The sequence below is a fragment of the Mycobacterium sp. RTGN6 genome (assembly GCF_033804605.1).
In the GTDB taxonomy this organism is placed as follows: Bacteria; Actinomycetota; Actinomycetes; order Mycobacteriales; family Mycobacteriaceae; genus Mycobacterium.
The window spans coordinates 94587-114191 of record NZ_JAPZKZ010000004.1; the positions used below are offsets into that span (position 1 = coordinate 94587).

Genomic DNA, 19605 nt, shown 5'->3' on the forward strand with positions numbered 1-19605 from the left:
GTGTCGCTCCTCGTGAGGTCCTAACTGACGACGGATTTCGTGAACCGTGCCCCAAGCTCTTCTAGGTACGGGCCGGACCCGCCCAGCAGCGCGCTCCAGGACAGCAAGCGCTTGAGGTAGAGGTGGGCATCGTGTTCCCAGGTGAAGCCGATGCCGCCCAGCACCTGAATCGCGGTGTCGCCGACGGTGGCCAGCCGCGCGGCGAAGCCCTTCAGCCTGATGGCGGCCAAGTGGCGTTCCTCGGGATCGGCATTGTCGGCGGCCCACGCCGCGTACATGACTCCGGCACGGGCCAGTTCGACGGTCTCGTACATGTCGACGCACAAGTGTGCGACCGACTGGAAGCTTCCGATCGGCTTGCCGAACTGAACGCGCGTCTTGGCGTACTCGACCGTCATGTCGAGTAGCCGCTGTGCGGCGCCCAACGCATCCGCCGCCACCGTCACGAAGACGTCGTCGACCAACGCGGCTACCGCGTCCACTTCGGCCGTGCCGAGCACCTGTGCCGGAACGTCGTCGAACGTGACCCGAAAATTCCTGCGCGTCTGGTCGATTCCGCGCAGGGGAGTGATCGATAGCCCTGGCGACGACGCCTCCACGCGGTAGAGCGTGGCGGCTTGGTCGTGTACGACGATGGCCAGGATGACGTCGGCCGCGGCGGCGTCGTGGAGCTCGGATACCTCGCCGCGCAATACGTGACCGGCCGGCCTCTCGACGGCGTGCACCGAGGAGGGGCCCAACGGTCCCGCCGTGGCGACCTGGCTGCCATCGGCGATGGCGGCCAGCAGGTCTGCGGCCGTGGCTTCGGCGCCGAACCTCGCGATCGCCCGCGGTGCCGCAACGGCGCTCGACAGCCACGGGTCGGGGAGTAGCGCCGCGCCGAGCTCCTCCGCCACGAGGGCCGCTTCGACCATCGACATGCCCGCACCGCCGAACTCGGGGGGAACGAGCACCCCCGTCGCGCCGAGTTCGGCCAGCCCCCGCCATACCTTCGCACTGGTCCCGGCCGGGTCGTTCAACATGGTCCGGACGTACTGCGAGACGGACGCGTGTTCGGCAAGGAAGCGCCGCAACGTGTCTCGCAGTGCGCACTGCTCGTCGGTGGGTTCGAGGTTCACTTGCGGGGCAGCCCCAACACTCGCTGCGCGGTGATGTTCTTGTTGATCTGCGTCGTCCCGCCTGCGATGGTCAGCGCTCGCGCTGCCAGGCGGAAGTCGGCCCACCGCTCGGCGTGTGGGCCGAGCACGTCGTACGCCAACGCCGCGATGTCCTGGCCGACTTCACCCCAGATGGACTTGGCCAGGCTGGCGGTCGAGAACGCATCGCCACCGTGCAGGATCGCCGAAATCGAGCGTTGACAAAGGACTTCCAGGAACTTGACGCGCACCGTGAGTTCGCCGATGCGTTGCAGCGTGGCGGGATCCTCGAGCGCGGGCCGGTCCCCGACGCGGGCCGAGGCGAAGTCGGAGACGAGGTCTCGCATCCGGACCTGGAGTTCGGAATACAACCGTGCGGCGGCGGCCCGTTCGTGCGACAGCGTGGTGGTCGCTACGCTCCACCCTCCGTTGAGCGGGCCCAGCAGTGCGTCAGCCGGAATTCGCACGTCGGTGAAGAACACTTCCGCGAAGTCCTCGGCACCGTTGAGCGTGACGAGCGGGCGCGCGGTGATGCCGGGTAGTGACATGTCCACGATGAAGCACGAAATGCCCTGGTGCTTGGGCACGTCGGGGTCGGTCCGCACGTAGAGCTGGCACCAATCGGCGCGGTGCCCCAGCGAGGTCCAGACCTTCTGACCGTTGACCACGTAGTGGTCGTCGTCGCGCACCGCGCGGGTGCGCAACGACGCCAGATCCGAACCAGACTCCGGCTCGGACATGCCTTGACACCAGATGTCGTCGGCGCGCAGCATCCGCGGAAGGAGTTCCTGCTTCTGCTGCTCGGTGCCGTACTGCATGATGGCCGGCGCGATGTTGTTGATACCGATGATGTTGAGTGGGTTCGGCACCCGCGCGCTCGTGGTCTCCTCGGCGTACACCAGTTGTTCGAGCACCGATGCTCCGCGGCCACCGTAGGCGGTTGGCCACGCCACGGCCGCCCACCTCGCGTCGGCCATCGTCGCGTTCCAGGTGCGGAGCAGTTCGAAGGCGTCCGAGTCGGAACCTGGATGGCGACTGGCGTCGACCACGTCATCAGTGAGGTTGGCGGCAAGCCACGCGCGTAGTTCCTTGCGGAACTGTTCTGCCTCCGGTGGGTATGAGAAGTCCACGCTCTTCCATCGATCCAGGGACATTGACTGGCTTCGAATCGGACCTTACGTTGGAACAGATATTTGGTCAACAATGACGATCGAGCGCAGGGGCCCGGAGTGAGCGACGACGAACGTGGCGTGGATCGCCTGGCCATGGTGGCCGCGGCGGTCGCCGGCCGTGCGCTCGTCGTGGCACCGACGGAGCCAGGGGAACCGGCGTGGACCGATGGCAAGACGATCTACCTCGATCCGTCCGCGACGCCACGCGAGCAGGTCGAGGCGCTGGCAGTACAAGCCTCGCTGCTCGCCACCGGCGGGCTGGAACCCGAGATTGTCACGAAGTTCGCGCGGAAGCGCGGCGCCCTGGTCGACAGGTACCTGACCATCGAAGCCAGTCGCGCGTTGGAGGCCAACGAGGAGCTCCTGCCGACGTGTGCGCGCGCCATGACCGACCGTGCGCGCGGCGGTCGAACCGCCTCACCCGCCGAGTCTTGGGAGCTGGCGGCCAGTGGCGCCGAGGTGGGTGCGCCTCCGAAGAGTTACGGCATCATCCGCGCGCGAAAGTTGTTGGCCGCACAACGCGTAGCGGCAGCGCCCGCGACTACGGGAAGGCACGTGCCGCGCAGCACGTCGGACCGCGAACTGACCGAACTCGACGACGAGGCCGACGAAGCGCCCGACGAAGACGTCGTCGATCTGTTCTCGAGCCCGGTCGGTGGCGGTGGCGGGATCGGGAAACTGCTTCAGAAGATGTTGAGCCAGGTCCGCAAGCTGGGCGGCAACGGTCCACCGGGCGCCGATGCGCCGACGCACACTCGCCGCTCGACCGTGCGAGGCGCGGGGGCCGTCGTTTCTACGGCCGATGCACGCGCGGATTCGGAGTCGAGCGAAAGCGCCCGAGGGGTGGGCGTGACGTACCCCGAGTGGGACGTCCACAACCGTCGGTATCGGCGCGATTGGTGCACCGTTCACGTCACCGAGGCACGCCAAGGTGAGGAGTCGTGGGACGCCCCGCCGGATGGACATGCGTTGCGACGGGCCCTCTCCCGGCTGGGCATGGGTCTGGACCGCTTCCATCGACAACAGCAAGGCGATGACATCGACATCGATGCCGCGGTCGAGGCACGGGTCCAGCTGATGGCTGGCTCGGCGGCAGGCGATGCGGTGTACGTCGACAGTCTCCGACGCCGTCGCGATCTGTCGGTATTGCTCCTGCTCGATGTCTCCGGGTCCGCGGCAGAGCCCGGAACTGGTGGCCAGACCGTGCACGAACAGCAGCGTTGGGTGGCCGCGGCGCTGACCGGCGCGCTGCACGAGCTCGGCGATCGCGTGGCGCTCTACGCATACCGTTCGCAGGGTCGGTCAGACGTGCAGGTCATGTCGGTCAAGCGCTTCGACGAGCGGTACGACAGTGCGGTGCTACGCCGGTTGCACGGGCTGAAACCGGCGGCCTACTCCCGGCTGGGGGCCGCCATCCGGCACGGCACCGAGGTGCTGCGGACCGAAAGCGGGACGCCGCGACGACTGCTCGTGGTGCTCTCCGATGGGCTGGCCTACGACCACGGCTACGAGCGGGTGTACGGCGCGGCAGACGCCCGCAAGGCCCTGGCCGAGGCGGGCCAGCAGGGCACCGGCTGCCTGTGTCTGACCATCGGTGCGGGCACCGACGTCGAGGAATTGCGTCGAGTCTTCGGTAGTGCCGCCCACGCGACCGTGCCACAGCCTGACCAACTGAGCCGGATCATCGCCCCCTTGTTCCGGTCGGCGCTCAATCGGGCCGACTTGCGTCGTCGCCGAGCATCGTGAAAGGAAGCGTGTCCCGTGAATCTCGAAGTTGCGCCAACCCCCGTGTGCACTGACCGCCCGTACTACGTGTCGGTGGGAACCGAAGAGGCCGTCTTCAAGGCCGCGTACCGGCAGGGCCTGTCGCTGGTGCTGAAGGGGCCCACCGGGTGCGGCAAGACCCGTTTCGTCGAAGCGATGGCGCACGATCTGGACCGGCCGTTGATCACGGTGTCCTGTCACGACGACCTCACGACCGCCGACCTCGTCGGTCGCTTCCTGTTGCGTGGCGGTGAGACCGAGTGGGTCGACGGTCCACTGACCCGCGCGGTCCGGCTCGGGGCCATCTGCTACCTCGACGAAGTGGTCGAAGCGCGCCAAGACACCACGGTGGTCCTGCATCCGCTGGCCGACCACCGACGCCAGCTACCCATCGATCGGCTGGGGGTCACGCTGGAGGCGGCGCCCGGGTTTGGCCTGGTGATGTCGTACAACCCCGGCTATCAGAGCGTGCTGAAGGACCTCAAGGACTCGACGCGCCAACGCATGGTCGCGATCGAGTTCGACTTCCCCGAACCGGACGTCGAAGAACGCATCGTGTCCCACGAAGCCGGCGTCGACCACGCGGTGGCCCAACAGTTGGTCCGCTTCGCCCAGGCGATTCGCCGGCTCGAGACCGGCGGGCTGCGTGAGGTCGCATCCACCAGGCTGCTCATCGCGGCGGGTCGGCTGATCGCGGAGGGGCTGAGCCCACGCGACGCTGGCCGGGCTGCGATCGCAGGGCCGCTGACGGATGACGCCGCGGTCACGCGCGGGCTCTTCGAGATGATCGACCTCTATCTGGTCGATCCCGATACGTGAGTCGTGATTGACGCTGGGTAGATCCCAACGCTATCGTCTGAACAAATATTAGGTTTCTGCCCAAAGGCTCGACTCGCACGATCCACGCCAACGGAGGTCGGATGTCCTACGAGAGCACCGCCGAACCCATCAAGGTCGGTTATTTGATGGACTTCACGCTCCCCCCGGGTTTTCCTGAAGAGCTCCAGGCCTCCTTCACCCAGTGCTTCGACCTCGTCTTCTCCGAAGCGGTCGAGCAGGGCCTGATGGATCGCCCCGTGCAGATGATCTACCGCGAGGTCGAGGGGTTGCCCAAGGGCTCGGTCAAGTCGGTGATCGACGCGTACGGCGAACTCGTCGACGAGGGTTGCCTGGTGGTGTTCGGCCCGCACATCACCGACAACTGCGTGCCGACGCGCGAAGCCATCGAAGAGCGCTTCAAGGTGCCGGCCATCAGCGTCACCGGCACCGACGACTGGCTCGGCGAGTGGACGTTCGCGTTTCCGCAGGGGTCCATGACCGACGAGCCGATCTTCATCGCCGACCTGGTGGCCAAGCGTGGCTTCACCGAGATCGGCGTGTTGGTCGAGCAGAACCTCATCGGCGAGAGCTACGTGAAGAACCTGCGAAGCGCGTGTCGTCGCAAGGGCATTCGGATCGTCGCCGAGGCAGCCATCGCCCAGACCGCCCAGGACATCAACGAAGCCGTGCGCTCCCTGCACGACGCGAAGGCCGAGGCGATCGTGCACCTTGGCTTCGGATTCGGCATCGTCTTCATCAACCCCGCGCTCGAGGCCGTCGAATGGGACCCGCCGCGCTTCACCACCACCGCGTTCCAGAACGCCTGGGTCAACCCGATCATGTGGAACGCGTTCATGGGCTGGGTCGGCATCGACCAGTACGACGAGGGCAACCCCATCGGACAAGACTTCCTGGACCGCTACGCGGCGAGATACGACGGCAGCCGCCCAGAGTTCTGCGTGCCCGTGGTCAACCGCGACGTCGCCGCCACCCTGGTACGTGCCTTCACCGACTCGCATCCGCTGAGCCCACGCGGCGTCAAGGAGGCGCTCGAGCGGGTGAAGATGATGCCCGCCGCGTCGGGTGCACCCGGAACCCGGGTGTCCCTTGGCAAGTGGACCCGCCGCGCCTGGATGGGCTCCGGATACCTGGTCGCACGCACGCTCGACGCCGACGGCATCAACTCACGCCTAGTCGACCGCTTCGGAGAGGAAGGCTGATCGATGACCACCCAGGAATCCACCCCACCGGATACACAGGCCGATTCACCAGCGCGCACCGGGCCGAACTGGGGGCGCGTCATCTCGCTATTCGCTTGGCTCGGCTTCCTCGGGTTGTTCGCCGCCGTCGGGCGTACGGACGTCGACCCGCGCGTGGCCAACCCGAACGTCGACGGGCGGCCCCGTCCGGTCGAGTTCCTGACGGGATTCGATCACTGGCAGGTCATCCCGCAGGTCGGCGCCTTGATCATGGTCGTGGTGCTGACCATCGTCTTCATCGTTGGCTGGCGGCGAAACCCCGGCAGCCCGGTGCTGATGATGGTCCTGGTCACGACGCTGATCGTGTGGCAGGACCCGATCATGAACTGGTCGCCATTCGCCGTGTACAACCCGATGTTGTTGCACTGGCCGGAATCCTGGCCCCTGGTCATGATGTCGCCGACGGTTGAGCCCTTCATCGTGTTCGGATACGTGACGTTCTACTTCGGCCCGTACTTCCCGGCGATCTGGATTCTGCGCAAATGGCAGGCCAATCGCGGCCCCGAGGCCTTCGTCTGGAAGCACCCGCTGATCAGCTTGGGCCTGCTGGTGCTGGTGATCGGCTTCATCTTCGACGCCATTCTGGAGATCAGCCTGGTGCGCACGGGGCTGTACATCTACTCCCAGACGATTCCATGGGGAACGTTGTTCCCTGGCACCACCTTCCAGTTTCCGCTGATCTGGGAGTCGCTGTCGGTGACCTTCGTGATGATCCCGGCGGCCATCCTCGTCTACCGCGACGACACGGGGAAGTCGGTGGCGGAGAAACTCGCCGCGAAGGCCAAGCTGTTCCCGAAGAAGCCAGTGCTCGGCACCTTCATCGTGATGTTCGCGATCATCAACGTGTCGTACTTCGCCTACGGCGGGTGGTTCTGGGCAATTAAGGCAAGTGGTCTGGCGACGTCGGTGGCGTGCCCATGGCCGTATCCCGAGGCGAAGGTGTATGACCCGCAAGGGTATTACGAGAAGGAAGGCGCCGAGGGTCCGTTCTCGGTCGGCAAGTGGGCCACGTGGCAGAGCGGCGTTCCGAACGGACGGCCCGACGTCGAAGCGCCGCCCCCTGGTGAGGGAGCCTGCGCGCCTGAGAACGCGAATGGCTGAGCCCCGCACTGTAGTCATCACCGGTGCGTCCAGGGGCCTGGGCTTCGCATCGACCGTGCGCCTTTACCGCGAGGGGTGGCGCGTGGTCGCGGCGATGCGCACGCCCGACCGTGGAATGCCGTTGTTGCGCGGGGCGACCGGGGCGGCCGAGGACGACGATCGTCTGATCGGCGTGGCGCTCGACCTCCTCGACCTCGCTTCCATCGAGGCTGCTGCAAAGACCATCGAGGAAGCCGTTGGCGCGCCCTACGCGTTGGTGAACAATGCCGGGATCTCCGCTGCCGGAATGGTGGAGGAGACGGACATGGCGTTGTGGGAGAACATGTTCGCCACACACGTGCTGGGTCCGGTCGCGCTCACCAAGGCCTTGCTGCCGTCCATGCGGGCGGCCGGAAGGGGCCGCATCGTATTGGTCTCGAGTGCCGGCGGAGTGCGCGGGCAGCCGGCCATCGCAGCCTATTCCGCGGCCAAGGGCGCCATGGAACGGTGGGGCGAGTCAATGGCAGGTGAGATCGCTCCGTTCGGATTGGGTGTCACGATCCTGGTGACCGGCACCTACGACACGGACATCATCACCGATGCCGGAACCACTGACGACCGCGACTTCGCCGGGCCCTACGCCCGGTTGCACACCACCATGAACACCCGAGGTCGGTTCGCCGTCAGTTTCGCGCGGCCACCGGAGAAGTTCACCAACGGCTTGGTGAAAGCACTCGACGATCGCGGGGCGTTTCGTCGCCATGGCGTTGGGCCGGACGCGTCGATGCTGTTGGCGTCGAACCGCTTCCTGCCGTCGAGCGGGATGCATCACATATCCCGACTTGTCATGGGAATCCCCAAGCAGGGCGCCATGCGCGACGGCGCATGGCCCTTGACTGGCGCACAGCGCGCGATGGTTCTGGCGGCCAAGGTGATTCCGAAACCGCTGATGCAGCGCCTGGCTGACCGAGCGGCGAGACGAGCGGCCGCCCGCAAGGCGTCCGAGCAAGGGAGCGAGCGCAATGGCTGAGTCCACGGCCGCCTACGAAGCACGAATGCTGATCGACGGCAAGCTCGTTGACGGCGAGGCCGGTACGTTCACCAACATCAATCCCGCGAACGAAGAGGCGCTGGGCGAGGTCGCCGACGCCTCGAAGCCGGACATGCGTCGAGCGATCGACGCGGCCCGGCGGTCGTTCGACGAGACCGACTGGTCCACCAACCACCAACTGCGCAAGCGGTGTCTCGAGCAGCTGCACGAGGCGATCACCAGTGAAGTCGAGGAACTTCGCGAGGAATTGATCCGCGAAGTGGGTGCTCCGCGCGCGGTGACACACGGTCCGCAGCTGGACGCCCCGCTCGAAGACGGGCTCAAATACCCGGCGAGGCTCATCGAAACCTTTCCGTGGGAAACGGATCTCGGCGATACCTTCGTCTCCGTCACCGGCGTGAACACCACGCGAAAGGTGTGGCACGAGCCGGTCGGCGTGGTCGGCGCCATCACGCCGTGGAACTTCCCGTTCGAGGTCACCATCAACAAGCTCGGGCAGGCCCTGGCGGCCGGCAACACCGTGGTGCTCAAACCTGCGCCCGATACACCGTTCAACGCCACGCGGCTCGGACGCCTCATCGCCGAGAAGACCGACATCCCAGCCGGTGTGGTCAACGTCGTCACCGCATCCGACCACTTCGTCGGTGAGGAACTGACGATCTCACCCAAGGTCGACATGATCTCGTTCACCGGATCGACCGTTGTCGGCAAACGGATCATGGAGAAGGGCGCCGCGACCATGAAGCGGCTGTTCCTCGAGTTGGGCGGTAAGTCTGCGACGATCGTCTTGGAGGACGCCGACTTCAGCACCGCGTGCTTGATCGGCATCGGCCCGCTCATGCATGCCGGCCAAGGGTGTGCCGCTCCCACCCGAATGCTGTTGCCCCGCTCGCGATACGACGAGGGCGTAGCGATTCTGCAAGCCATCTACGAGAACATTCCCGCCAGCGACCCGCAGGACCCCGGCACCCTATGTGGCCCGGTGATCTCCGCCAAGCAGCAGTCCCGCATCCTCGGCTACATCCAGAAGGGCGTCGACGAGGGCGCCACGATGCTCGTTGGGAGCACCGAGCCACCCAAACAGTTCGACAAGGGATTCTGGGTCAATCCAACGCTTTTCACGAATGTCGACAACGACATGACGATCGCGCAGGAGGAGATCTTCGGGCCCGTGCTGGTCGTCATTCCCTACGAGGACGAGGACGACGCGGTCCGCATCGCCAACGACAGCGTGTACGGCCTCGCCGGGAACGTGATGTCGAGCTCGCTGGACCGATCGCTCGCAGTGGCGCGCCGGCTGCGCGCCGGGTTCATCGGGCTCAATGGCACGGCGGGTTACGGCGCAGACACGCCGTTCGGCGGCTACAAGGACAGCGGCGTCGGTCGTCAGAACGGTCTAGTCGGCTTCAGCCAGTACACGGAAGTGAAATCCGTGGCCTACCCGGCCATTTGAGTTCAACAGCCTGAAGGAGTCAGCTACATGGAACAACTCTTCGACGACCTCGAGGACTTCGGGTCGTTCGACGACGCCGTCTCCGGCGACGTGCGGGACCCGTACCCGGAATTGGCCCGGCTGCGACGGGAGGAACCGATCCAGCGAATCGACATGTCCGCGATGCCGGGTGAGGAAGGCAAGCCCGTCTTCATCGTGTACCGCTACGAGGACGCCCAGCAGATGCTGCGGGACAATCTGACGTTCTCGTCGTCGGGCGTCATCGCGGCGTTCGGCCCGGTGCTCGGCGAGCGCGTGATGCTCGGCATGGACGAACCGGTGCACGGCCGGTTGCGTGGCCTGGTGTCGAAGGCGTTCTCGCAGAAGTCGTTGGCGCGCTGGCAAGACGAACTGGTCGGGCGCGTCGGACACGAACTCATCGACAAGTTCGCGGCCAACGGCAAGGCCGACTTGGTCAAGGAATTCACCTTCGACTACCCGAGCCGGATCATCGCCGGCCTTTTGGGTTTGCCGGAGAAGGACTATCCGCAGTTCCAGCGCTGGTCCATCTCGCTGCTGAGCTGGATCATGAACCCGGAGCGTGGACTTGCTGCGGCAGCGGCACTGTGCGAGTACTTCGCGCCGATCCTCGAGGCTCGCCGCGCCGCGCCCAAGGACGACCTGATCAGCTTGCTCGCCGAGGCGGAGATCGACGGTGAGAAGCTCACCGATGAGGAGATCTTCTCGTTCCTGCGATTGCTGTTGCCGGCCGGTGTGGAGACCACGTACCGGTCGTTGGGGAACCTGCTCTTCGCGTTGCTCTCGGACACCGCGCAGTTGGACGCGGTCCGCGCCGACCGCTCACTCCTGCCGCAGGCCATCGAGGAAGCGGTGCGGTGGAATCCGCCCCTGCTCACCATCACCCGCACCACCACCTGCGACACCGAACTCGGCGGCGTACAGATTCCCGAGGGGTGTTCGGTGCTCCCGATGCTCGGTTCGACGAATCGGCAGGAGGATCGGTGGGACGACCCGGACGAGTTCAACATCTTCCGGACCGCGAAGGGCAACCTCGGGTGGGGACACGGCGTCCACGTTTGTCTGGGCATGCACCTCGCGCGGCTCGAGATGCGCACTGCCATCAACCTTCTGCTCGATCGCCTGCCGAATCTGCGGATGGATCCCGAGGGAAACGACCCACACATCCGGGGCCAGGTGTTCCGCTCGCCGACCTCACTGCCCGTACTCTTCGACCCGGTGGAGGCATCGTGACCCAGCTCGACGAGGCCGGCCAGGGACAGGACTACGAGGCCGTCGACTACTTCTTCGATCAGTCGCTGGTGCCCGACCCCTACCCGTACTACGACCATCTGCGTTCACAGTGCCCGGTGCGGCCGGCGACCCCGCACGGTGTCGTCGCGATCACTGGTCACGCCGAAGCGCTTGCGGCATACAAGGATCCCGCTTTCTCGTCGTGCGTCGCCGTCGCGGGACCATTTCCGCCCCTTCCGTTCACGCCGGAGGGCGACGACATCAGCGCGCAGATCGAGGAGCACCGCGCGACGATCCCGATGGCCGAGCACGTCGTCACGATGGACTCGTTCGAACACACCAAGACCCGAGGTCTGTTGAGCAAGCTCATCACGCCAAAACGGTTGAGCGAGAACGAAGAGTTCATGTGGCGGCTGGCCGACCAGCAACTCGACACGTTCATCGACAACGGCTCTTGCGAGTTCATGGAGGACTACGCGAAGCCCTTCGCGATGCTGGTCATCGCGGACCTGCTTGGGGTTCCGTTGGCGGACCACACCGAGTTCCGCAGGGTGCTAGGCAACGAGGTGGTCGGCGACATCCGCGAGAGCGACACCGTCGCACACAATCCGTTGGTGTGGCTGGACGACAAGTTCCGTGAGTACATCAGCGACCGTCGCCGCGAACCGCGCGAGGACGTCCTGACAGCGCTTGCCGCCGCGACCTACCCCGACGGCGCCGTCCCCGAGGTGGAAGAGGTCGTCAAGCTCGCGACCTTCCTGTTCGCCGCGGGCATGGAGACCACGACCAAGCTGCTTAGCACGGCCATGCGGGTGATGGGTGAGCGTCCGGACATCCAGCAGTCGCTTCGGGACGACCGCGCGCAAATCCCCGGCTTCCTCGAGGAGGCATTGCGGACGGAGAGCCCCGTCAAGAGCCACTTCCGGTTGGCGCGCACCACGACGAGCATTGGGGGCGTGGACATTCCGGCTGGAACGATCATCATGTTGCTTCCGGGGGCGAGCAACCGAGATCCGAGTAAGTTCGAGGATCCGCACGAATTCCAGCACGACCGCCGCAACGTGCGCGAGCACGTCGCCTTCGGGCGCGGCGCGCATTCGTGTCCGGGAGCGCCGCTGGCGCGTTCGGAGGCCCGGATCTCGATCAACCGGATCCTGGACAGAATGGCCGACATCCGCATCGACGAGTCGGTGCACGGTCCGGCCGACGACCGCACCTACACCTACGACCCGACGTTCATCATGCGCGGACTGTCGGAGCTGCACGTAAAGTTCACGCCCGTCGGCGCCACCTAACCGCCATCCCGCCGAACGTGAGTTACCGGTCGGCCAGCACGTCGAAGACCGCCGCGCAGGAGGTCACGGGCCGGTCGTCGTTGCCCTCGTCGTGGATGAGCACCCGCACGCCGACCTTCCCGGGGCCGCCGTGATGGGCGGTGCCTTCGGCGCGGAACGGGCCGACCTTGCCGCGGGCCATGAACATCACGTGCCAACTGCTTACCTGAACCATTGGCGTACCGGCCAATTCGGCGGCGAGCTCGGTGGCGGCCGTCTCGAGCAACACGTGCTGCGGTCCGATGTGCAGGGCCGCGTCGGGTGAGGCCAACTCGAGCGTCAGCGGCGGAAGCACCCAGTGCCCACCTGAAGCTGCGTCGCGCTTGCTCGCGCCGAACGCCTTCCACAACGGAGGCAGGTCGGGGGAGTCCTCGACGACGAGCTCGGTGCCGGACACGTCCATCTTGTCCAACCCGTCCGGCGGGATGCCGATGACCGCGCCCTGGCCCTCGATGAAGGCGATCACGCGCTCGGGGTTTTCCGCGTCGACGATCTTGCACCGCCCGTAGCCCATGGTGCGGCCCTGGTGCATGACGCCGGATCCCACGACCTCAATGGTCTTGACGTCGAAGCCGGGATCGATGATCTGCACGGAGGCAATCACCGGATTGGGTACCGCCACCATGTCGGTCTGGCAGCCCTCCGGCGAGGAAATGGCCAACGGCGCCACCATGATTCCGCCAGCCGCGGTGCGCATGTCACGGCGAATCCGGACGGTGTTGTCGACCTCGCCGAGGTTCATGCTGTCGTGGTTGCGGCCGATGTAGCGGTAGCTCAGCAGCCCGGTCCAGCGACGCTTCAGCTCGTCGCGGTAGGCATCGGTGTCGTCCATCAACTCGCGGATGTCGCGCAATTGATCCGCCATCGCCGTCACTCCATTTCGTCGGGGACCTCCATCGCAACGTACTCGTTTGCCCGGATGCCCGGAGGCGTTGTCCGGCCCCGGGTATTCCTTGACCCCACGCCATTGTGGCTGCTAGACATAGGCGACCGCGAAAACTGAGCGACTGCCCAACATTGTGGGCCTGGCGGATTCGAGGAAACGGTGGCGGGACGGGTCGAGGGCAAGGTCGCATTCATCACCGGTGCGGCGCGAGGTCAGGGCCGCAGTCACGCAGTGCGTTTGGCCCAGGAGGGTGCCGACATCATCGCCGTCGACGTCTGTCACGGCTTCGACGGTTCGCCTGCTCCCGCGGCCACGCCCGAGGACCTCGCCGAGACCGCTGACATGGTGAAGAACCTCGACCGTCGCATCGTCACCGAGATCGTCGACGTCCGCGACTACGCAGCGCTGAAGGCCGCCGTCGACAACGGCGTCGAACAGCTCGGCAGGCTCGACGTCATCGTGGCGAACGCAGGCATCGGCTCGAAGGGCGTCAAGCTCCACAAGATGAGCGAGCCGACGTGGCAGGAGACCATCGACGTCAACCTCGGCGGGGTGTGGAAGACAGTCAAGGCCGGTGTCCCGCATCTGCTCGCAGGCGGCCGTGGGGGCTCGGTGATCATCACCAGCTCGGTCGGAGGCATCAAGGCCTACCCGCAGGTCGGTCACTACGTGACGGCCAAACACGGCGTCGTCGGCCTGATGCGCACGTTCGCCGTCGAACTGGGCCAGCACTCCATTCGCGTCAACACCGTGCACCCCACCCACGTGTCCAGCCCGCTGCTGATGAACGAACCCACCTACCGGCTCTTCCGGCCCGACCTGGAGAACCCCGGGCCCGACGACCTCGCGCCAATCTGCCAGTCGTTCCACTTCCTGCCGATCCCATGGGTGGAACCGGTCGACATCAGCAATGCCGTGCTGTTCCTCGCCTCCGACGAAGCCCGCTACATCACCGGCGTCACCTTGCCCGTCGACGCCGGCAGCCTCCTGAAATAGAGGGACTCATGACCGTTTCCAGCGACACCGACGTTTACTACGACCCGTACGACCTCGGCATCTCCTCCGACCCCTGGCCCACGTACGCACGGCTGCGAGACGAAGCGCCGATCTACCACAACGAGAAGTACCGCTTCTGGGCGATCTCGCGCCACGCCGACGTCGAGAAGGCGCTGTCGAGTTGGGAGACGTTCTCCAACTCGCGCAGCGACATCCTCGAACTGGTCAACTCCGAATTCGACATGCCCAAGGGCGTGATGATGTTCGAGGACCCGCCCGTGCACAGCATGTTGCGCGGGCTGATGGGCCGGGTGTTCACGCCGCGGCGGATGGCTGAGATCGAAGATCAGATCAGGGCATTCTGCGTCAATTGCCTTGACCCGCACGTTGGTTCCGGCGGCTTCGACATCATCACCGAACTCGCGTCGATGATGCCGATGCGGGTGATCGGCATGCTGCTGGGCATCCCGGAGTCCGACCAGATCATGGTGCGCGACGCCAACGACGCGAACCTGCGCACCAAGCCGGGCACCCCGATGAAGGTGGCCAACGCCGACAAGATCGCCGACGGGCGGATCTACGCCGACTACGTCGAATGGCGTTCCAAGAACCCCTCCGACGACCTGATGACCGCACTGCTCAACGTCGAGTTCGAAGACGAGGAGGGCGTGACGCGCAAGCTGCACCGTAAGGAGGTGCTGCACTACACGCAGGTCGTCGCTGGCGCGGGCAACGAGACCACCGGACGGCTCATCGGCTGGCTGGCGAAGGTGCTCGCGGAACACCCGGACCAGCGTCGGCAGGTCTACGAGGACCGCTCGCTGCTCAACCGCGTCGTCGACGAGACGTTGCGCTATCAACCCACGGGCCCGCACGTGGCGCGATACTCGTTGCGGGACTTCGAGATGTACGGCACCACGGTGCCGGCAGGCAGTGCGATCCTGCTGCTGTTCGGCGCCGCCAACCGCGACCCGCGGCGCTACGCCGACCCCGACGTGTTCGACATCAACCGCACACACGGAAGCCACCTCACGTTCGGCAAGGGCCTGCACTTCTGCCTTGGCGCCAACCTGGCTCGCCTCGAAGGCCGGGTGGCCGTCGACGAACTGCTCAACCGCTGGCCGGAGTGGGGAATCGACTACGACACCGCCGAAATGGCGCCGACGTCGACCGTGCGGGGCTGGGAACACTTGCGGATCGTCCTGCCCTAGATGACCGAACTCCGCTTCGACGGCCAGGTCGCCATCGTCACCGGGGCGGGCCGCGGCCTCGGTCGCGCACACGCTCTGCTGCTCGCTGAACGAGGCGCGTGCGTCGTCGTGAACGACGTCGGCTCCTCGGTCACCGGTGGCGGAACCGACGGCAGCGCAGCCGAATCCGTCGCAGCCGAGATTCGCGAGCAGGGCGGCCAGGCCATCGCCAACGTGGACAGCGTCGCTACCGCCGACGGCGGCGCGGCCATCGTGGCGGCCGCCGTCGACACCTGGGGCCGGGTCGACGTCGTAGTGAACAACGCGGGCACCGTCGACGACGCCCTCTTCGACGACATGACGGGCCAGCGTGTCGAACCGCTCATCGACGTCCACCTCAAGGGCGCCTTCTTCGTCACTCGGCCCGCGTGGAAGGTGATGCGCGAGCGCGGTTATGGCCGCGTGGTCAACACCACGTCGGCGGCGGGCATCCTCGGCTCTCCGCGGATGAGCAACTACGGCTCGGCCAAGACGGGGCTGATCGGCTTCACTCGGGTGTTGGCCGCCGAGGGTACGGAGCTCGGCATCAAGGTCAACGCGGTCGCGCCGATCGCCAATACGCGAATGCTCGAGCGGTCGATGGCCAGTGTCGCGGAACTCGCCGACCCCGCGGCACTCGCCTCCGCGCAAGCCTTGATGCAGCCGTTCTTCGAGAAGATCGACCCCGCGCTGGTAGCGCCCGTCGTGGCATTCCTGGCGCACGCCGACTGCCCGGTGACCGGCGAGCTCTACACCGCGGGTGCCGGTCAGGTCTCGCGGTTCTTCATTGGGCGCACCAAGGGTTTTCATCATCCGGCGTTGTCACTGGAGGACGTCGCGGCGAACCTGGACGTCATCCGCGACGAGACGGGCTACACCGTCCCCTCAGGACCTGCCGACGAGATGGCCGAGTTGTTCGCCGCCATCATGCCTGGCTAGCGAGATATTCGGGCAGCAGCGTGATCGGAAGCCCGTTCGCGTCGGTGAGTTGCTTGACGACGGCGACGGACGGACGGGGCGTGCGTTCCTTGGTGTCGGGATCGAATGAATACAGCCCGAAGTGGTCCTCGTAGCCGTTGGACCATTCCAGCACGTCGGTGAGCGACCAGTAGACGTAGCCGCGGATGTCCATGTGCTCGTTCGCGATCGCATCCTGCACCACGGCCAGGTGCCGCACTATGTACGAAGACCGTTGCGAGTCATCGGCGTTCGCGATGCCGTTCTCGGTGATCCAGATCGGGACGTCGTACGACGCTGCGACGTCGAGCACCTCGCGCAGACCGCCCGGATCGATGGGCTGGCCGGTGTCGGTGCTACACGCATCGGTGGGGCAATTGCCCGCGGTGTAGGTGCGGCTCGGCAACCCCTGCGCGAAGGGCAGCCCCGGTAGGAAGGGGATGCCGAACCCGCGGACCGTCCCGGTGGCGTAGTAGTTGACGCCGAGAAAGTCTGCGCTACCAGCCATTTCGGGGTGATGCTCGTCCGGGGTGATGACACCGTCGAGGTTGGCGTCCACGTCGCCGCGAATCACCGCGTCGGGGAACCACTCGTTGTAGAAGGTGGTGAATGCGGCCGCGGCCGTCTGGTCGAGCGGATTGAGCGGGTCGGCCGGGCGAAACGAGCTCATGCTGTTGGTGAACCCGACCTGGCTGCCGGGATCGCGGAGGTGAATCTCCTTCGACGCGGCGACGTAGGCGTTGGCCTCGTTGACCAAGAACGTCGACATCAGATCCGGCCGAAGCACTCCTGGAGGGAAGGCGGGTACGGGGCCGCCGGGTATGTAGAGCAACCCGCCGAACGGGTAGGCGGTCGGCTCGTTGAGCACCAGCCAGGTATCCACGTCGTCGCCGTACTTCCACGCTACGTAGGCGGCGTACTTCGTAAATTCGTCGACGGTGTCGGAGTTCAGCCAACCCGACTCCGAACCGGGTACCCCGAGTTGCAGCGCGATGCGCTGCGCGAGCGTGGGGTTGTTCAACCACGTCGGCAGCGTGAAGTGGTTGATCGTCACCATCGGTTCGAGCCCTTCGGCGCGCAGCGCGAGGAACACGTCGCGGTAGTGCTCGACGGCGTCCTGGTCGGCGAGCGCGTCGAGGGCGGCGAGGTCCTCTGCGCTGATGCCGTCCGCAGCGTCGACCGATGCCGTGGAGTTGGGGAAGATGCGGCTCCACTCGATGCCCGTGCGGAAGGTGTCGACCCCGAGCCCGTCGGCGGCCAACTCGGCATCGGTTTCGTACATGTCCCAGCCATCGGGCCCGTCCTCCGGGAGGCCGGGCGCGGCTCCGATGAGCTTGTTGATGGCGTCGTGCAGGAACACCCATTCATCGGAGTTCACGGCGTTGGGCGCGTCACCGCCCATTTCGCTTTGGAATGACCCCGTGGCCACGCCCCAGTGGAAGTCCGGGCCGAACGACAAGTCCTGTCCCGGAGTCGCCGCGACGGTGACCTCGATGGTGGTCACGACGGCGTGTTCGCCGAACGGTGCGATGAGGTCGCCGACGATCGGCAGCTTCGACAGCACCGATACGATCGCCGACACCGGCGGCCCGATCACCGGAAGTGCTTGTAGCACAGCCAGTACCGGAACTGCTATGGGTGCGAACTGAAGCAGTCCCGCCGGACCGTGCAGGTGCAGACCCGACGCTTCGTCGCTCACCACGACGGTGAACCGGTCGGTGCCGCCGACCTCGGCCATGGCGTTCGTCGGCCGGTAGACGAAGGTACCCGTTTCCGGGTTGAGCACGACGCGGCCGCCGTTGAGCGGGCTGCCCACCACCGTGTAGGTGAGCGCGTCTCCGTCGGGATCGGCCCCGCCGACCTCGCCGAAGACCAGTCCGGAGGTCTGTTCGTTGTTGCCTGGGGTGTACGTGACGGTCGGGGACTGATTGAGGCCTTCTCGGCGAACCCACGCGAGCAGCGCCCACGGTGTTGGCGAGTCGGGGAGTGCGGGCAGGCCGCCCGCGGCGGCGAACGGGTTCAGCAGGACCTGGGCGAGACTGGTGACGATGCCCGCCACGTAGCTCGTCGCCACGCTGATGGGGTTCGACGTCAGCGAGGGCGCAGGCGTCGGGGCGGCGGTCTGTACGAGCATGGCGGTCGGTGTGGCCGAAAACGCAACCGCGGGTTCGACTTCCGCGGGGGCAGCCAATGCGGCTCCGACGGATTCGTCGTTGGCCTCGGGCTCGGGGTCCGGGTCAGCGGCCGTGACTGTCGCCTGCTTGGCCGTCGCCGACGGTGCGCTCTTGGCGCTCTCGTGCGCGCTCTTCTTGTTGGGCTCATCGGGAACCGGTGCCGACTCGGTCGGCGTGGGAGCGCTGGTCGATGGGGCGGGCACCGTCGAACTTGGCGTGACTTCATCATCGGCGTCCTCGACAGCCTCGGCGTCCTCGGCAGTCACGGCGGCCTGCTCGCCGGGCTCCCGCTCGGAGGGCTTGGCCGGTGTGGAGCCGGACGTCGCCGCCGAGGGTGGCGTCGCGCCCGACTCCGATGACGACGTACTCGAATCGGACGACGAGCCGTCCGGGGTGTCGGCGTGGGCCACGCCATGCCCGGTCGCGATGGCGCCCCACACTCCCAGCGCAACGGCGAGCGCACCTACTCGACCTACGTGCGCGCCAGCACCCATGTCATGCCCCCGAATCTTGGATTCGCCTGTTCCTATCACGGGTTGGCTGGGGGCGGTCGGCAAACCGCAGCTGGCGTTCATTCGCGGAGCCAACGGGGGTGACAGACAATCGTCGCCGCCGTCAAAAGGTACAACGCTGTTGCACTGTTTTGCCGGCGCTTCATGTGGGAAGCTGAGCCTGTGAGTGGAACCCGACGCCGGCTCGGCGCTGCCGCAATAGCCCTAGCGACGCCGTGGGTGGGCGTCTACGTTGCGCCGCAAGCAGCTGCGGTCCCGGCGCCCGAAGTCGAATACGTCTACAACGTGGTGGTACGGCGTCATTACGACTTCCCGAACAACGACGCGCTCGGTTACGGCTGGGAAATCTGCGACAAGGTGACTCGCGGTGTCCCGTACGCCGCCGTCATGTCCGATGTGAAACGCGACCTCTTCCCGAATGACGAGCAAGCGGCCAACTACGTGGTTTCGTACGCGGTCGGCATCTTGTGCCCTGCGCAAATCTGGCAGCTGAGGAACTCAGCAGCTGGTTATCAACCGCCTGCCTAGCGAT

The 19605-nt window shown here is 66.1% G+C and carries 16 protein-coding genes; 12 read left to right on the forward strand and 4 right to left on the reverse strand.

Going from position 1 to position 19605, the window contains the following annotated elements; genetic code table 11:
• Positions 1 to 20: 20 nt before the first annotated feature.
• Together SLQ33_RS11300 and SLQ33_RS11305 are read right to left on the reverse strand one after the other, a co-directional pair.
• Positions 21 to 1118: an acyl-CoA dehydrogenase family protein gene (locus SLQ33_RS11300; RefSeq protein ID WP_319453931.1), complete on the reverse strand. Its 1098-nt coding sequence runs from the start codon at positions 1116 to 1118 to the stop codon at positions 21 to 23.
• On the reverse strand, positions 1115 to 2266 hold the full coding sequence (locus SLQ33_RS11305; RefSeq protein WP_319453932.1) for an acyl-CoA dehydrogenase family protein: 1152 nt from the start codon (positions 2264 to 2266) through the stop codon (positions 1115 to 1117). The genes SLQ33_RS11300 and SLQ33_RS11305 overlap by 4 nt, the downstream gene beginning before the upstream one ends.
• A 99-nt stretch (positions 2267 to 2365) precedes the next feature.
• On the opposite strand from SLQ33_RS11305, the gene SLQ33_RS11310 reads away from it, so the two are divergent.
• The 8 genes from SLQ33_RS11310 (at position 2366) to SLQ33_RS11345 (ending at position 12280) form a co-directional block, all read left to right on the forward strand.
• Positions 2366 to 4054 carry a nitric oxide reductase activation protein NorD gene (locus SLQ33_RS11310; RefSeq protein ID WP_319453933.1) on the forward strand — a complete coding sequence of 563 codons (1689 nt, stop codon included), beginning with the start codon at positions 2366 to 2368 and terminating at the stop codon, positions 4052 to 4054.
• A gap of 15 nt (positions 4055 to 4069) precedes the next feature.
• Complete coding sequence (locus SLQ33_RS11315; protein WP_319453934.1) at positions 4070 to 4891, forward strand: CbbQ/NirQ/NorQ/GpvN family protein; 822 nt, start codon at positions 4070 to 4072, stop codon at positions 4889 to 4891.
• A 101-nt stretch (positions 4892 to 4992) separates the two neighbouring features.
• Positions 4993 to 6111, forward strand: coding sequence for an ABC transporter substrate-binding protein (locus SLQ33_RS11320; protein WP_319453935.1), 1119 nt, complete (start codon positions 4993 to 4995; stop codon positions 6109 to 6111).
• Positions 6112 to 6114: 3 nt separating this feature from the next.
• Positions 6115 to 7251: a spirocyclase AveC family protein gene (locus SLQ33_RS11325; protein ID WP_319453936.1), complete on the forward strand. Its 1137-nt coding sequence runs from the start codon at positions 6115 to 6117 to the stop codon at positions 7249 to 7251.
• Positions 7244 to 8260 (forward strand): SDR family oxidoreductase, encoded by a 1017-nt coding sequence (locus tag SLQ33_RS11330; protein ID WP_319453937.1) that lies wholly within the window; start codon positions 7244 to 7246, stop codon positions 8258 to 8260. Before SLQ33_RS11325 ends, SLQ33_RS11330 begins: the two co-directional genes overlap by 8 nt.
• The gene (locus SLQ33_RS11335; protein ID WP_319453938.1) at positions 8253 to 9734 is read left to right on the forward strand and encodes an aldehyde dehydrogenase family protein; all 1482 of its coding nucleotides are present in this window, start codon (positions 8253 to 8255) and stop codon (positions 9732 to 9734) included. Before SLQ33_RS11330 ends, SLQ33_RS11335 begins: the two co-directional genes overlap by 8 nt.
• Before the next feature lie 27 nt (positions 9735 to 9761).
• Positions 9762 to 10985, forward strand: a complete 1224-nt coding sequence (locus tag SLQ33_RS11340; protein WP_319453939.1) for a cytochrome P450 — start codon at positions 9762 to 9764, stop codon at positions 10983 to 10985.
• The gene (locus SLQ33_RS11345) at positions 10982 to 12280 is read left to right on the forward strand and encodes a cytochrome P450 (RefSeq protein WP_319453940.1); all 1299 of its coding nucleotides are present in this window, start codon (positions 10982 to 10984) and stop codon (positions 12278 to 12280) included. Before SLQ33_RS11340 ends, SLQ33_RS11345 begins: the two co-directional genes overlap by 4 nt.
• A 22-nt stretch (positions 12281 to 12302) precedes the next feature.
• On the opposite strand, the gene SLQ33_RS11350 is transcribed toward SLQ33_RS11345, so the two are convergent.
• Positions 12303 to 13184 (reverse strand): hypothetical protein, encoded by an 882-nt coding sequence (locus SLQ33_RS11350; RefSeq protein WP_319453941.1) that lies wholly within the window; start codon positions 13182 to 13184, stop codon positions 12303 to 12305.
• 180 nt (positions 13185 to 13364) lie between these two features.
• Here SLQ33_RS11350 and SLQ33_RS11355 point away from each other — a divergent pair, with 180 nt between their 5' ends.
• The 3 genes from SLQ33_RS11355 to SLQ33_RS11365 are packed head-to-tail and all read left to right on the forward strand — an operon-like array spanning position 13365 to position 16369.
• Positions 13365 to 14201, forward strand: a complete 837-nt coding sequence (locus SLQ33_RS11355) for a mycofactocin-coupled SDR family oxidoreductase (protein ID WP_319453942.1) — start codon at positions 13365 to 13367, stop codon at positions 14199 to 14201.
• Between the two features lie 8 nt (positions 14202 to 14209).
• On the forward strand, positions 14210 to 15412 hold the full coding sequence (locus SLQ33_RS11360; protein ID WP_319453943.1) for a cytochrome P450: 1203 nt from the start codon (positions 14210 to 14212) through the stop codon (positions 15410 to 15412).
• The gene (locus tag SLQ33_RS11365) at positions 15413 to 16369 is read left to right on the forward strand and encodes an SDR family NAD(P)-dependent oxidoreductase (protein WP_319453944.1); all 957 of its coding nucleotides are present in this window, start codon (positions 15413 to 15415) and stop codon (positions 16367 to 16369) included.
• Here SLQ33_RS11365 and SLQ33_RS11370 read toward each other — a convergent pair.
• Positions 16356 to 19055, reverse strand: a complete 2700-nt coding sequence (locus SLQ33_RS11370; protein WP_319453945.1) for a family 1 glycosylhydrolase — start codon at positions 19053 to 19055, stop codon at positions 16356 to 16358. The genes SLQ33_RS11365 and SLQ33_RS11370 overlap by 14 nt on opposite strands.
• Positions 19056 to 19235: 180 nt before the next feature.
• Here SLQ33_RS11370 and SLQ33_RS11375 point away from each other — a divergent pair, with 180 nt between their 5' ends.
• Positions 19236 to 19601, forward strand: a complete 366-nt coding sequence (locus SLQ33_RS11375; protein WP_319453946.1) for a DUF732 domain-containing protein — start codon at positions 19236 to 19238, stop codon at positions 19599 to 19601.
• Positions 19602 to 19605 lie beyond the last annotated feature (4 nt).